This is a genomic window from Psychrobacter cibarius (genome assembly GCF_904845955.1).
Classification (GTDB): Bacteria; Pseudomonadota; Gammaproteobacteria; order Pseudomonadales; family Moraxellaceae; genus Psychrobacter; species Psychrobacter cibarius_B.
The window spans coordinates 392,243-406,924 of record NZ_CAJGYX010000003.1; the positions used below are offsets into that span (position 1 = coordinate 392,243).

Sequence of the window (14,682 nt, forward strand, 5' to 3'; positions counted from 1 at the left end):
AAGCTGTTATTTACTCCCTCGCTTCCAACTAAAGCCCCAATTAAAGGCTTTATCCATCTCTTGATGTCCTTTAAAATATTGGTTAATACGTTCAACGTTGATACTACCTTGCTGATTGACCAGACGCGCAATCGCACACATTGGTAGATTACCTGTACCTTCCGTTAAACGCGTTTCAATTGGTGGTTGGTCTGGCACATGAATGGTCACCACTCCATCGGTTTGCGCCCAATTGGGTGCGCCTTCATAGATAAAGGCGAAAATAAACACCTCTTCTATCTGCGACCACTGCTGACCGTTAATATCTAGCCACTCGCCACCGCTTACCTGTCCCGTTCTATCATCAGCACGCAAACACACGTAAGGCGCTGATGTTAAGCTACCAAAGCGATTGCCCAAGGCTTGAATCAGTGTTTTTTCACCATTTTTTAGATGAATCATCGCCCCAACATCAAGGTCAATACCGCCCGCTTTATGTTGTTTGAAAAGATCGCCTAGCAAGCCTTTTTTGGGTGCTTGCTGATTGGCAGTCGGATTTTGGTTCCAGTTTAAGTTAACAGAGATTTTACCAAAGTCATCACGTTTCTTTAGGTTGATGCTAGACTGATTTTTGGTTAAAGTGATTTTGCTTAAGTTAATTGACGGATTTGGAGAAGCTGTAGGAATTGGCGGCGGCGTGCTTGTTTGAGGTGCACTACCTGCTTTCTGCGTATTAATTGGGCGCTGCGTATTGATGGGCTGAGCTTGACCTTGTGACTGGTCTTGTACAGAGCTTTGAGCGGGCGCTTCATCAGCAATTTCAACACCAAAATGCTCAGACAAAGGCTTCAGCCCTCCTTCAAAACCTTGAGCAATAAAACGGAACTTCCAGCTCCCTTGGCGGCGATAACATTCCGCTAAAATAATGGCTTTTTCATTACGTCCAGCTGCACTTAACTGACAAGTCATCAGCACTTGACTGCCTTGCAATACCTGAATATCGACATCGCCAACTTGCGCAAGCGTCTGCGCACTAGAAAACGCTAATGCTATCTTCTCGATATTTGCAGGCTGCGCAGGTAAATTGATATCAAAAAACCCATCGCTATCATGACCACGGAAACTCACACTGCCATCATCGCTACGTGTCTGCCCATAAAATATCATGTCGCCATCGCCGCGTACTTTACCGTCAGTTGTCAGGCGATATGCCGCGCAATCGACCGCATTTTGGCTTAAAATACGAATGCTAATATGATCTGTTGGCAGTGGCGCATTGGCACCCGCAATCAGTTGTTGAGGTTGGATTTGGCTCATCATACATCCTTTGAATTATTTATTATGTGCGTGTGTTTGTTATGCTAATAATTGTCATATAGTAGCATGGATGGCCGCTGACTTTTAAAGCATACGACCGTTCAATAACATGCCAATGACCCTAAAAAACATTTTTACAAATCCTTCATGCTATTTTGTCAGCAGCATTTATAACGCTTAGCATTTGTATATAATAGCCCCTACTATTAGCAATATTGCGGCTTGTTTTTTGATTGCTGTTTGAGGCTCGCTTATATTCCTGATGGTGTTGCGATGACGATAGTGAATTATTCAATTATATCTAAAACCTACGATAATGCTGAGAGAATTATGAAAACCCCTGCTAACGATAACGATCATATAACATCAACTGCCGCATCACCTGCCGTTTGGTTAGCTGAAGGTCAGTCAAGCCAGCGTGATATGTTAGCCAGCCTGCAAACCCTAAAAAATCACGCTGATACTCCGTTTAACATTATCGCTTCACACCGCCACAATAGACCTGAGATTTTTGAATTTGCCGATAGCATTTACCGTGAGCCTTCTGCGAGCGCCACAGAGAACGATGAGCAAGTCGTACTCGAATCTATTGAGCCATTGATGCCGCGTTGGCAGTTTGTGTTAGAGCAAGCTCAGAAAAGCAACGTAAAAGTACTGCTCACTGGGCGCAATGGTATTGATTACGAAGCCCACCGTGAGGCGTTTGACGCGGCTGGTATTCGTTTATTGACGGGTGCAACGAGTGTGGCAGCGTTAGAAGTAATAGATGATAAGTTTGCCTTTATGCAGCAGTGTCATGAGCATAATATTCCCGTTGCCGAGGCGTGGCGCTTTGATAATGTCGCAGAGCTTGAAGCATTACTTGCTACGTACGGTCACCAACCATTATGCGTCAAACCGGTCACGGGAATCTTTGCACAAGGGTTTTGGCGATTAGATTTAGCCAAAAATGATGGGGAACAGTACGATAGCTTTGAGCATTTATACTTTACCGAAGAGAAGAAAATAAATACGGCGCAATTTATCAATGCTTATGCTAACAGTGTCATGGTGCAGGAACGCCCAATTCCCATGCTGCTAATGCCTTACTTGTCAGGGCAAGAGTACTCTATCGATGTCGTCTGTGAATATGGCGAAGTATTTGCTGCTGTCACCCGCTATAAAACAGGGAAAATCCAGCATATCGGCTACGAGCAAGCAGTCATGGATGTCGTCATTCCACTCATAAAAGCCTTTGGCTGCGATGGCATCGTCAGTGTCCAAACCAAAGCCGATGATGACGGTCATCACCGTGTGCTTGAGATTAATAGTCGCCCTTCTGGTGGCATTGATTACACCACCCATAGCGGTGTGGATTTGACCCAAGTTGGATTTGCTTATTGGCTAGGCTTAACCGATAAACCGATACTGGCTGATATCGAGCAACAAATTACCCCCTGCCAAGAACGCTATATTATGATCGGTGTAAAAGTTGAAGAAGACATCACTGAATAAGTCAAAATAATAATATAAAAAGCTGACGGCAATGAATCGACAATAATACATCCATGACAACCGAATATATTCAATAAGAGGCAAACGATGACAGCACAAACCACGTTAGTGTTAGGGGCAAATACGGTCATCGCGACATCGAATTGTTCGGTCGCCTTTGCAACGACAGATCAGTCAAAGTTTGGCGAGCAGCTTGGGCTATTATGGCTACCTTTGGATGAGCATCGCAAAGCCGCTTGTAGTCCTGCTTATCTTCATGAACCGAAGGAATGGGCGCAGCTCAATAGCAAAGATGATCCAGATGATCCAAATGCATGGAAATTGGATTTGCCTGCATTGTTTGATAAACAAGGTGCAAGCTTTTTACAACTGATTGCTTATGTTTATCATGATCCAAGCCTAAACTTACCTGCCGTTGAATTAAGCAAAGTAAATTTAACCCTCAATGAAGGCGATATTCGTTATGAATTTACCGCAAGTGAACGCCATGTTAAAGCGGCGATCATATTAGAGATATACCGACGCAATGGACAATTTAAATGCCGCGCCCTTGGTGAAAGCTCCACCCAAGGACTGGCAAGTCTTGAGAATCGTGTGCAAGTGAGTCTTGATATGCGTCCGCCAGATACGCATGCCCTCATCCAAGATGCCCAGCGCGCACAGCAGCAAGGTTATCCTAACAGTGACGCACGTCCGCCCAGACAAGTTCAGTCTGGTGAAACTTGGACAGGGACAGCGTTTGCTATCGATCCCTATCATTTACTGACTTGTTATCATGTCATTGAATCGGCGGCGATGATTGGTGTGCGTCAGCAAGGGCAGCCCGATCGTGAAGCGCAAGTGGTAATCAGCGATATCGGTAGTGATTCAGCCATTATTAGAGTAAGCGAGCCGCTGCCAAGTTATTTACCCTTAGCACAGCGTTGTACTGATAATTTGGGTGAAACCATCATCACCTTGGGATTTCCGTTATCAGGATTGAGTAGCCAATTACAAGTAACACAAGGCTGCATCTCAGGACTGACAGGGTTTGGCGATGATATTCGCTATCTGCAATTTACTGCACCTATTCAGCCAGGCTCTAGTGGCAGCCCTTTATTACTGCCGACTGGTGAAGTTATCGGCATGGTAACGTCCAGCCTCGTCCATGAGCATGCACAAAATATGAACTATGCGGTGAAATTTCAGTTATTATCCGCCCTACTCGCGAGCGCTGGAATTAGTTTAGATAATTTGTCTGACTCATCTGGCATGTTACGCACGACAGCTGCCGCGTTGACCACACCACAATTAAGTAAAAAAAGCCGTGGTGCTTTGTGGTTAGTAGGTTGTCAGGGTTAATGATTCATTATAGTATTGACAAACCTTAAATAAATACATCTAAACACTTGATTTATTTAGTAGTTGATTATTTCGATACGCGCTATCATAATAACCCGGCTTAGAAATAACAAGTGTTGAGCTACACCCTATTTTTTAAAATTTTAACCTTGATAAAATCTAACTTAAATAATTAGAAAGTTATAGTTACTCAACTTTTAAAAGCATACACTGCTACTCAAATGAGTTTTTAGCAATTTCTATCTGCGTAGGTACAGCAAGCACAGAGCATCAACTTTAGTGGCACGTAATAATAATTGTACCTTTTTTATTTCAAACTATAGTCAGCTCAAAATAAAATTGTTATGTTTAGGACAAACATCATAAAACAATTTGGATAAGTCGTTTTCCATCCAGCCTTGGCGTAGAAACTTCACCTGAGCCCATTTCTTCTCAATAGGGTTCAAATCAGGGCTGTACGGCGGCAGCCATAGAATACGATGACCGTGCCTGTTCAGTAGCTTTTGAATGCGTTTGCTCTTATGAAATCTGGCATTATCCATGACAATCACGCATTTGGTTTTAAGACTTGGGATTAGCTTGTGTTTGCACCAGTGATAGAAAACGATGCTGTTGATGTTTGTCTCAAAGTAATCTAGTGCAAACAGCATCTTTTCATATAGAGCACCGATAACGTTGGTTCGCTTTTTACCTTGCCAGTTGTAGCTATCGATACAAGGCTTACCAATCGGTGCATAGCCATAAGGACGAATAGTTTCAGCCTCAAAGCCACTTTCATCCATATAAACGATGGGATAGCCTTGCTGCGTAAAGCTATTAAGCTTACTGTGATATATCGCTCTTTTGATCGGACACGCTTTTGGATGCTTTAAGGTCTTTTTTTGACTGATGCCTAGGCGCTTTAGGGCATGATGAATGCCTGTTTTACTACAGTTTAGACGACGTGCTCGCTCATACTGGTAATCGTCGGGATGTTCTTTGACATCATTAAGTAGCACATCATCTGGTATTTTATAGGGTTTGGTTTGCCTGGTTGTTTTACTATGAACACGCCGCTTCCAGTTTTGTATGGTGGTTGGGCTCAGATTATAAAACTCAGCTGCCTCGGCAAAGGTCATACCCTCGTCTAAGCTTTTTAGTACTTGTTTGCGAAAATCTAGCGAGTAAGTCATGGTCTTTATAATAACAATTGAATTTGATAATTAGTTTATAACATTTTTAAGTGGGATTGACTATATATATACAAAGCAAAAATTTTAGTACAAATGTAATAAAAAATTCCAATAAAAATTAATAACTAAAGTAAGCAAATAGATATGATTTATATAATAATTTTAGTTGCTGTTTTTTTCATAATAGGTGCTTTGTCAAATGACGATGAAAGTGTTTCAGATAATACTGCCACTAGAAACTATTCCTACACTACGAAGCTAGAGGGCAAGTATCTACACTTAAGTATGGATACTATTCCTTATGGAACAGAAGTTGTTATTCTTGAACTTGCTTATCAAGGACAAAATGTAAAAAGTTATTATGATATTTTTAATGATGAAGAAGGTAACTTTATAACTGGTGCTCGCAATAACGATAATAATGGTCCTTACTCAATAAGTGTGCCTATCAATGCTTTAATTTTGCCTAGAAATAAAGATATCACCTTAGAGTTTAATATTACGCTTTTAAAGGATGGCGTTATTCTCGATAAACTCAAATCTCAAGAGGAAATTCGTATAAGCTCTAGCTCTTTTTTACTTATGGAATGGTTCATTCCTACAATAAAAATCTTGGCTTACTACTCCATAAAAAAAGGTGATTCTAATGATTCAAAATCTTGGTCCAAAGACAATATCAAAGTTATCAAAAATGTTTTTTCAAATCACATAGAAAGCAATCCAGAAGAACGAGATTTTTTAAAAAATCAAATGAAAATCTTATCAGGTACTTCAATAGATTTGAGAGAATGTGTTAAGGATTTCAATAATAGAGCAAATACTACTATAGTAGATATTTTATAAAAGTGGTACAGTAGTTTTAAAACAAGCGAAAAGTAAAAAGATTATGACTTATTCAGCAGACTTCCGTGCTCAAGTGATTAAAAGTGTCGAACAACAAGATATGAGTATCAGACAAGCTTGTGCATTTTATGACATTAGTGAGGCCACGCTACAGAATTGGCTCAAAGATCCTAGTATTAAACTCACTCGCAATAAACCACCCAGTAAAATACCTAACGAAGCTTTATTAAAAGATGTTGAACAGCATCCAGACGATTACATGTACGAGAGAGCACAGCGTTTTGGCTGTAGTAAGTCGGGCATCGAGGCCGCTTTAAAACGTCTTGGTATCAGTCAAAAAAAAGACCTTAGAGCATCCAAAAGCTTGCCCATTAAACAGAGCTAAATATCTAAGTAAACTGGGCGACTACATCGCTCAAGGCTATTCAATTGTATACATGGATGAGAGTGGCTTCGAGGCTGAGACCATCCGCTCTCATGGCTATGCACCTATTGGTACCCCTTGCATCGATAGCTATAACTGGCAAGGTAAAAAACGCACCAATGTTATTGGTGCCTTATATGAAAAAGCGTTATTTGCACTTGATTACTTCGAAAAGAATATCAATGGCGACATATTCTACAACTGGTGCAAAAACACGCTAATACCAAGTCTTAAAATAAAATGCGTAATCGTCATGGATAACGCCAGCTTTCATAAACGCGTTCAGAGATTACTCAACAGGCATGGTCATCGCTTGTTATTTCTACCGCCTTACAGCCCTGATTTAAACCCTATTGAAAAAAAATGGGCACAGGCTAAGTTTCTACGACAAGGGTGGATGGAGAATAATTTACCTAAGCTGTTTCATGATATGGGTTGTACCAATTTTATTCTGGATTGACTATAATGACAAGAATACTGTTTTCTATGCATCAGCTCGGATAATAATCAATAACCTAGAGTCAGGAAAATGGTTGCATATAGAAAAAGGTCTAGCAGAGATTAAAAATCTGAGCAAATTAATGGGCATTAGCAATGAAATATTAGAGGATGTTTACTCTGGTTTTGAAACCCTTAAAAACCAAGACAAACCTACAGAAGCTTCTGATAATCTAAAAGCATTAAAGATTCTTGGTTTGTTAGAAGGAGCTACTATCGAAGAAATGCGTAGAGCTTATAGGTTAAAGATCAAAGACTTTCATCCTGACAAATACACTCACTTACCTGAATCTGTAAAACTGGTACTTCAAGAAAAAGCTCAAGAACTAAACCTTGCAAAAGAAACACTACGATTTTAGCACTCAATAACGTTGAAACCTTTATATGACTACAAACAGTATTTCCATGAACAAAAGCTATGTCTGCACCATTACCCTACCACGCGGCAATCTTGATTTAACCTATCAAACCAATTCAGCCACTACGAAAAATGGGGCAGAACCAAGTAACGATTATCAATTAGAAGACTTACTTGGCTTTGCACAACGCATTAACCCAAAACGTGCCTTTCTGTTTGTCTCAAAAGTATTAGGTCGTCATATTCCAGTAGCTCCTAGCATCATGCGTCATGCTTTTACTGACTTGGCGAATTTGGTTCCTAGCGATTTGCCTGAGCCGATTTTAGTCATTGGTATGGCAGAGACGGCGGTTGGCTTATCGGCTGGTGTGCACCAAGCGCTGCAAACGCGTTATCCCAATTCCTTACTATTGAACTCTACGCGTCATGCGCAACATGATGACATTCATGACAGTAGCAGCGACTCTTTATTAACCACTTTCAGCGAAGACCACAGTCATGCCAGCCAGCATCTCATTTATCAAAGTGCAGATACAGTGACCCAAGCGCAGTTACTAGCGAGCAAAACCTTGATTATGGTGGATGATGAAGCATCGACGGGCAATACTTGCGTCAATGTCGTCACAGCCCTTCGTAACGCAGGACTTGACCAGTTAGAGCAAGTACATCTTACCACTTTGGTTGATTGGTCTTTAAACCAGAATCAGAATGCAGCCGATGTAAATGAGGCTGTATCTGACCAAATCGCAAAACGCCTGCCCAATATCTACTTTCAACGTCATCATCTACTGTCTGGTGCATGGACTTGGACGGATGCGCCCAATCCCGAACCGATCACGATGCCATCGGTTGATACAACTGAAGCAGGCAGTCAGTCTCTAGGTAATACTGGTAATTGGGGACGTTTCCCAACCCTAGATAGCACCGATGGGTTTGATCATTATCTTTTGAGGTTTCAAACTGCCTTTAACGTTTTTAACAAGCAAGCTCAACCTGAGAAAGAGCCGTTTGATAAAGAACAGTTGCCACAGCGAATTTTAGTATTGGGCAGTAATGAGTTTGTTTGGTTACCGTTTTTATTGGCGGAATGGCTTGCGCAAAATACGCATGTAGAGAATAGTAAGAATACGGTTAATTTTAGTGCGTTAACCCGTTCACCGATTGCGCTTGGTGGTGCAATTACCTCGATGCTAAGTTTTAATGATAGTTATGGGCTTGGTATGACCAACTTTGCATATAACGTTACACTTAGCGATTGGGATTTGATTGTCTTGTGTGTGGAAACGTCCGCTGATAGCGTTGATGCTATGTGGAAAGGTTTAGAGAATGTATTGGTGGTGAGTCCGACGCTGTAAATTATTTTATAAGAACTGTCTTCTTACAACTATCCTCTAAATCCCGCTCTGCTTTTCACATTCAACCCTTACGGACACCTTTATGACCAGCCCATTTTTTCAAGCCAATCCTGATATCGTTAAGCCTTACGCGCTGATGGATTTGGACGATACGCTATTTCAAACTCAGCGTAAAATTGACGTATGGGACTTACCCACCACTGAAACTGAAAACTTAGTTTGCGCAACCGTTAACAAACAAGGCGAGCCATTAAGTTTTATGAGTCAGCGCCAAGCCACGTTTTTTAACTGGCTACTTGCTAGCACTGATCTAATCGTAGTGACGGCACGTGACCGTAGTGAAATCCAGCGCGTTAAACTGCCTTTTGATAGCTGGCAAATTTTGACTCATGGCGCGATTATTCTTGACAAAGACGGTATGTTACAAGCCCAGTGGCAACAGCATATGTATAGTAAGCTTGCGCCATTGCAAGAAAAATTGCAGCAGCTGAGCAAGCTATTCGCGAATCACAGCAAAAATGACAGTAGCCAGCTGGTCTTTACACCACATATCGATAGCTTTAGTAATGGCGCTGATGATAGAGAATTAACCATTTATCTGGCTATTAAGCATGGGCAAAAAGACCATCAAGCATTAGTAGATCTCGCTGCAAAACTGCCAACGTTAATACGAGACTTTGAGCAGGATTTTTATGTGCATGTGAATGCGAATAATCTAGCGATATTGCCGCACGCAGTTCATAAGCGCCATGCTGTACAGTTCTTGTTAGCTAATCATTTAGACAGTCAACGACCAAGTTTTGGCTTTGGTGACAGTCTGGCTGATTTACCATTTTTACAGCTGCTTGACTGGTATGGTATGCCCAATCATGGTCAGTTGCATGAACTACTTAGCTCTCAATCATTCTAAACACTTAACCTCTCCTAAATAAAAACAATAATCGCCGCCGTTTATAGAAGTAGAAATTATTTTATGACCCATCATATAACGAACCCTAATATTCAAAAATTAGAGGCATATGGCTCAGGCAGCTATCTTGCCAGTGATGTGACCGTACTGCTCGATATAGTCGCTAAAGACGCGGTCGCCGATGTGCCAGTCAGTCAAAAAGAAGCACTTATTCAAAGTGGGCAACGTCATTATTCTGATATGTTGACCTTGGAGCAAGCGCCTACTGCTATGCATGAGCAGCTATACACGCAAGCATTAGAGCAAGGAGCTGAGAGGACTGCCACTGATATTGCTAATTTGGCTTATACGCTACATCATATTTTTCAAAAATCTCGAAATGAACATACCGTTAGTAATGAGCGCCCGCTAGTCTTAGTCAGTTTGGTGCGCGCAGGTTTGCCAGTTGGCGTTTTGTTGCAGCGTGCGTTAGCAGACGTTAATAGCAGCTCTGCTTTGCCGAGCATGCATTATGGAATCAGCATCATTCGCGACCGCGGACTTGATCCAGTTGCGTTACAAATGATATTAAATGCTCATCCAGACAGTCCTATCGTATTTGTTGACGGCTGGACGGGTAAAGGCGCGATTTATCAAGAGCTTGCTTATAGTTTAGAAAAATTTAGCGATCCTAGCCATGCAAACTTTGCCAATATCTTTCATCAAGGCGCAGGTGTTATTCCCTTATTAACGCTGGCTGATCCAGCTGGCGTTGCTTGGCTTGCAGCTAGCATTGATGACTGGCTAATTCCGTCAGGGCTATTAAATAGTACGGTGTCGGGGCTTATATCACGTAGCTTATATACCGAGCCAGCATTAGGGCTACACCGCAGCGTGTTTTATGATAACTTAATTGAGGTCGACCATAGCTTAGCTTTCATCGCTCATATCGATGCAGCGCGCCGTGCATTAGCCCCACCTTTGCAATGCTTGCCGACGTTTCAGCAGCCGCGCTATCAGACAGCTGCTTTAATCGACAAGCTGGCAGCAGACTACGATATCAGCAATCGTAACCGCATTAAGCCAACGATTGCAGAGGCAACACGGGCGATATTGCGCCGTGACCCTGAACGCATACTGTTAGCCAGCGCTGATCATCCTGATACCATACTGCTAAGACATTTATGTGCCCAGCGAAATATCATTGTTAGTGTATTAGGTGATAAAATACATCCCTATCAAGCCATCCCGCTTATCAAGCAACGTAGCGAAGACCATTAATCATTGCTACTCTCGCGGTTTTTATAAACCAGACCCATCTCAAAACCAAAGCAGCGAAAGAAAAAAGTACAAGTACTCCTTCTTGTCGGCTAAACGAATTTGACATTACCAAACGTATTTTTGGGTTTGCGGTCATTGCTGCTGAGCCATGCCACTTGATGATACCTCTTAGATTTTATACCCATTCACTTATCACTATTGATGATGCCAATTATGTCAGATATGCAAAACAACGAGTCTACTCTTTATCAAAATACCCAGTCTTACGCTCACCTTATTACTGAGCGTCATGCGATGCTCAAACCACATGCGCATCACCCGTATCAGTTGGGGGCTAGCCTATACATGCCAGCAACTCGCCAAGATATTTGGCAAGTCATTAAGCGTGATAAATTACCAACGATTAATAGTATTATCATCTGCCTAGAAGATGCCGTCAGCCATAATGATGTTGAGCTGGCACTTGAGCGCTTGCAAACGTTGCTGCATACATGGGCGACGCATGTCGATAGCATCAATGATCCATCGAAACATGCCGACATTCAGATTGAGCAACCAACACGCCCGCTGGTATTTATACGCCCGCGTCATCCAGCGATGTTAGAGCAGCTATCAGGTTTTGCCCATATCGATTTAATTGATGGCTTTGTCATGCCAAAAGTCGATATGTATAGTCTGTCTAATTGGCGTATGGCTTGTCAAAATCTGAGCACTGAGCAACTATTGATGCCGACGCTTGAAACCGCAGCGCTATTTAATCCGCACCATAATCAGGAATTGGCCATTGGTTTTAAAGAAGCCTTTAGCCAGCCAGTTTTTGCCTTACGTATCGGCGGCAATGATTTGTTTGCAGCATTGCGTTTGCGCCGTCCCAAAAACAGCATCGTTTATGATACTCCTATCGGCACCCTTGCCTATCAGCTGCTCGGCTGCTTTGTGCCGCATGGCTTTTATTTAACAGCGCCTGTCTTTGAATATTTGGATCAGCCAACGCTATTTATGCAAGAGCTAACCCGCGATGTTAGCTTAGGATTGGTCGGCAAAACGGTCATTCATCCAAGCCAAATTGCGCTGGTGCAACAAGCCTATTGCGTACCATTGAGCATTTTAGATGAGGCGCAAGCAATCTTGCATAGCGAGGCGAAAGCGGTGTTTAAATATAATAATACTATGCTAGGGCCTGCTACCCATCGCGCGTGGGCAACAGAAATCGTCAATCGTGCCGAGGCATGTGGCACCCTTGATGACGGTAATAATGACTATACGGCACGGTTATAAATAAAAGTCTTAAGGTTAATAGGGCATGTCCTCAATCTGAACGAAAGCGCCTAAATGGGCTAAAAATGATTACGTGCCCTAATTTCAAATTAATATTTCAAATCAATATTTTAAATGCACTCTTTTACATGCGCTCAATAAAAAAGCCGTTATCACATTCAAGATAACGGCTTTTTTAGCACAAAGATGTCATCACTCTATTACTATTAAAACGATGCCTTATTTAAGGCTATTTCAAGACCAACTCAAAACTAGACACAGTCCGCTAAAAAGGTGTTAATCACTCGATTGACCTGTTCAGGCTCTTCTACGGTGGCGGTATGACCAGCGCCCTTGATCACTGCCAATTTAGACCCTGCAATCGCAAAATGCATACGTTCAGCCTTTGAATAAGGGGTTGCTGTGTCCTCATCACCAACCACAATTAATGTCGGCACCGTAATACTCCCTAGCTGATCGTAGGTGCCTGCCCGCTCAATGACGCCCGTTGTTGCCTTAATGACTCCGCCTTTGCGATTGCCTTGTAGCATCGTTAACCACTGCTTACGATCAGACTTACGCAACTTATCTGTCAAAAAAGTATTGCCAAACATAATAGGCATGACCTTGTTACTCACGCGTTTGAGACCCAACCAACGAATGGCTTTGACCAGCTTACGATACTGCGGCACGTTTTTGGGATCTTCAGGATCAGCAGAAGTCTCTAACAGGGTAAGCGACAGCAATAGCTCAGGGCGTTTGAGCGCGACACGCTGGGCGACAAATCCACCCATCGACAACCCTAACAAATGGCATTTATGAATATCTAGTGCCTTTAATAATGCCAATGTATCCTCGGTTAAGGTTTCCATATCATAGCCAGACTTGGTTATTTCAGACTGACCTTGTCCCCGAAAATCAAACGTAATACAGCGATAACCAGCTTTGAAATACTCAACTTGCTTGTCAAATAGGTGTGTATTCCACAGCAGACCGTGGGCAAATACCATGACGGGTTTTTGCTTATCGTTTGGCGCGCTGTCTTCATAATAAAGTTCAACATTATTGACATGAATAATTGGCATAACCACTTCCTTGTTGGTTTAATAAATAAAAAATCAGTCTTTTAAAACCTGCCTTCTAGAGCGTGTCTTCATTTTAAAAATGGTAAAAAAAATGAGATAGATTGCCACCAAACAAGGAAAATAGCACAAATAATATCGATATATTCATCAGCTAGTTGACGCAGTTTGGCAAAATTTAGCCATTTTTAGCCCATGTAGAGAATGCTCGATTGAATTGAGGACATGCCTTAGCATAATTCAACCTTTCTACAGATAGTAGCCTTATTTTTGAATGGTAGGTTTAATAATTTTAGCAATATGATAGCAGCAAAAAACACCATACCTGAATCATGTCTTAAGCGCGCACAGATCCTGCTTTTATAATAAGCTCAAACTGCTATAGTATTTGGCATTGCATTATTTGTCACATTTACTGCCAATAGCTAGTGTTACCAAAAACGTTTTATAGAAAACTCAATTAAGGATATTAACCATGTCACACCCTCTCGTCGAATATCAAGTAGAAAACCATATCGCAACCATCACGATGAACGATCCCAAAACACTGAATGCCTTTAGCACAGTGCTAAAAGATGCCATGATGAACGCACTGACGAATGCAGATGAAGATAAAGACGTCAGAGTCATCATCCTGCAAGGCGCAGGCAATAACTTTTCAAGTGGCGGGCATATCGGTGAGATGTTAGAAAACGGCATGGAAAGCGAGGCGCTTTCGAATAAGCTAAATTTCATGGTTGGCGAAGTCGCTGAGATTAGCTTAAAGTTGCGTAATATTCATAAGCCTATTATCGCTAAATTAGAAGGCGCAGTAGCAGGTGCTGGCATGAACTTGGCACTGACTTGTGATTTTCGCATAGCCGCTGACAATGCCAAATTTGTGCAAGCCTTTGTCAATATCGGTCTAATACCAGATGCTGGCGGCATTTATTTACTGAATCAATTGATCGGTGTGGCTAAAACCACTGAGATGGTCATGCTTGGCGATAAACTCAAAGCGGAAGATATGGCACGCTTAAACTTGGTTAATGATGTGGTCAGTAGCGACGAGCTGGATGCTAGCGTATTGGCATTGGCAACGCGCCTGAGCAATCTGCCCGGAAAAGCATTAGCGTCAATGAAGCATATGATTAACACGCACGCTTATATGGGCCTCAATGAAGCGCTCGATATGGAAGTGGATCAACAGACCATGCTTGCTAAAACAAATGATTTTAAAGAAGGTATTACCGCATTTATGGAAAAACGTAAGCCAGTTTATCAAGGTAAATAATAACCTGATCACACTCTTTTTTGCGCTATCATCAAAAAGGCTACCTAATGGCAGCCTTTTATTTTTGGGTCATACAGTATCAAGAAAATTCTGTATTAAGCATATCTTTAAGTAACACG

The 14,682-nt window shown here is 41.9% G+C and carries 14 protein-coding genes; 11 read left to right on the top strand and 3 right to left on the bottom strand.

Annotated elements, in window-relative coordinates; translation table 11 throughout:
- Window positions 1-6: 6 nt before the first annotated feature.
- Complete coding sequence (locus JMV76_RS08395) at window positions 7-1,296, bottom strand: TerD family protein (RefSeq protein ID WP_201502329.1); 1,290 nt, start codon at window positions 1,294-1,296, stop codon at window positions 7-9.
- Window positions 1,297-1,626: 330 nt separating this feature from the next.
- On the opposite strand from JMV76_RS08395, the gene JMV76_RS08400 reads away from it, so the two are divergent.
- Complete coding sequence (locus JMV76_RS08400) at window positions 1,627-2,790, top strand: ATP-grasp domain-containing protein (protein WP_201502330.1); 1,164 nt, start codon at window positions 1,627-1,629, stop codon at window positions 2,788-2,790.
- 87 nt (window positions 2,791-2,877) lie between these two features.
- Window positions 2,878-4,131 (top strand): trypsin-like peptidase domain-containing protein, encoded by a 1,254-nt coding sequence (locus tag JMV76_RS08405; RefSeq protein ID WP_201502331.1) that lies wholly within the window; start codon window positions 2,878-2,880, stop codon window positions 4,129-4,131.
- A 323-nt stretch (window positions 4,132-4,454) separates the two neighbouring features.
- On the opposite strand, the gene JMV76_RS08410 is transcribed toward JMV76_RS08405, so the two are convergent.
- The gene (locus JMV76_RS08410; RefSeq protein ID WP_201502332.1) at window positions 4,455-5,303 is read right to left on the bottom strand and encodes an IS630 family transposase; all 849 of its coding nucleotides are present in this window, start codon (window positions 5,301-5,303) and stop codon (window positions 4,455-4,457) included.
- A gap of 144 nt (window positions 5,304-5,447) precedes the next feature.
- Here JMV76_RS08410 and JMV76_RS08415 point away from each other — a divergent pair, with 144 nt between their 5' ends.
- The 8 genes from JMV76_RS08415 to JMV76_RS08450 all read left to right on the top strand — a co-directional run bounded on the left by JMV76_RS08415 (window position 5,448) and on the right by JMV76_RS08450 (window position 12,229).
- Window positions 5,448-6,146 (top strand): hypothetical protein, encoded by a 699-nt coding sequence (locus JMV76_RS08415; protein WP_201502333.1) that lies wholly within the window; start codon window positions 5,448-5,450, stop codon window positions 6,144-6,146.
- 43 nt (window positions 6,147-6,189) lie between these two features.
- Entirely contained in the window at window positions 6,190-6,531 is a 342-nt protein-coding gene (locus tag JMV76_RS08420) for an IS630 transposase-related protein (protein WP_201502334.1), read from the top strand.
- The gene (locus tag JMV76_RS08425) at window positions 6,470-7,030 is read left to right on the top strand and encodes an IS630 family transposase (protein WP_201502335.1); all 561 of its coding nucleotides are present in this window, start codon (window positions 6,470-6,472) and stop codon (window positions 7,028-7,030) included. Before JMV76_RS08420 ends, JMV76_RS08425 begins: the two co-directional genes overlap by 62 nt.
- The gene (locus tag JMV76_RS08430; RefSeq protein ID WP_201502336.1) at window positions 6,996-7,427 is read left to right on the top strand and encodes a J domain-containing protein; all 432 of its coding nucleotides are present in this window, start codon (window positions 6,996-6,998) and stop codon (window positions 7,425-7,427) included. Before JMV76_RS08425 ends, JMV76_RS08430 begins: the two co-directional genes overlap by 35 nt.
- 46 nt (window positions 7,428-7,473) lie before the next feature.
- On the top strand, window positions 7,474-8,781 hold the full coding sequence (locus tag JMV76_RS08435; protein WP_201502337.1) for a phosphoribosyltransferase domain-containing protein: 1,308 nt from the start codon (window positions 7,474-7,476) through the stop codon (window positions 8,779-8,781).
- Between the two features lie 82 nt (window positions 8,782-8,863).
- Window positions 8,864-9,691: an HAD hydrolase family protein gene (locus tag JMV76_RS08440; RefSeq protein ID WP_201502338.1), complete on the top strand. Its 828-nt coding sequence runs from the start codon at window positions 8,864-8,866 to the stop codon at window positions 9,689-9,691.
- Window positions 9,692-9,754: 63 nt separating this feature from the next.
- A complete protein-coding gene (locus tag JMV76_RS08445; RefSeq protein ID WP_201502339.1) occupies window positions 9,755-10,951 on the top strand; it encodes a cysteine protease StiP domain-containing protein in 1,197 nt (398 codons plus the stop codon).
- 213 nt (window positions 10,952-11,164) lie between these two features.
- On the top strand, window positions 11,165-12,229 hold the full coding sequence (locus tag JMV76_RS08450; RefSeq protein WP_201502340.1) for an HpcH/HpaI aldolase/citrate lyase family protein: 1,065 nt from the start codon (window positions 11,165-11,167) through the stop codon (window positions 12,227-12,229).
- 251 nt (window positions 12,230-12,480) lie between these two features.
- Here the strand turns inward: JMV76_RS08450 and JMV76_RS08455 are convergent, their stop codons facing one another.
- Complete coding sequence (locus tag JMV76_RS08455) at window positions 12,481-13,293, bottom strand: alpha/beta fold hydrolase (RefSeq protein WP_201502341.1); 813 nt, start codon at window positions 13,291-13,293, stop codon at window positions 12,481-12,483.
- Between the two features lie 472 nt (window positions 13,294-13,765).
- On the opposite strand from JMV76_RS08455, the gene JMV76_RS08460 reads away from it, so the two are divergent.
- Entirely contained in the window at window positions 13,766-14,563 is a 798-nt protein-coding gene (locus JMV76_RS08460; RefSeq protein ID WP_201502342.1) for an enoyl-CoA hydratase/isomerase family protein, read from the top strand.
- Window positions 14,564-14,682: the final 119 nt, after the last annotated feature.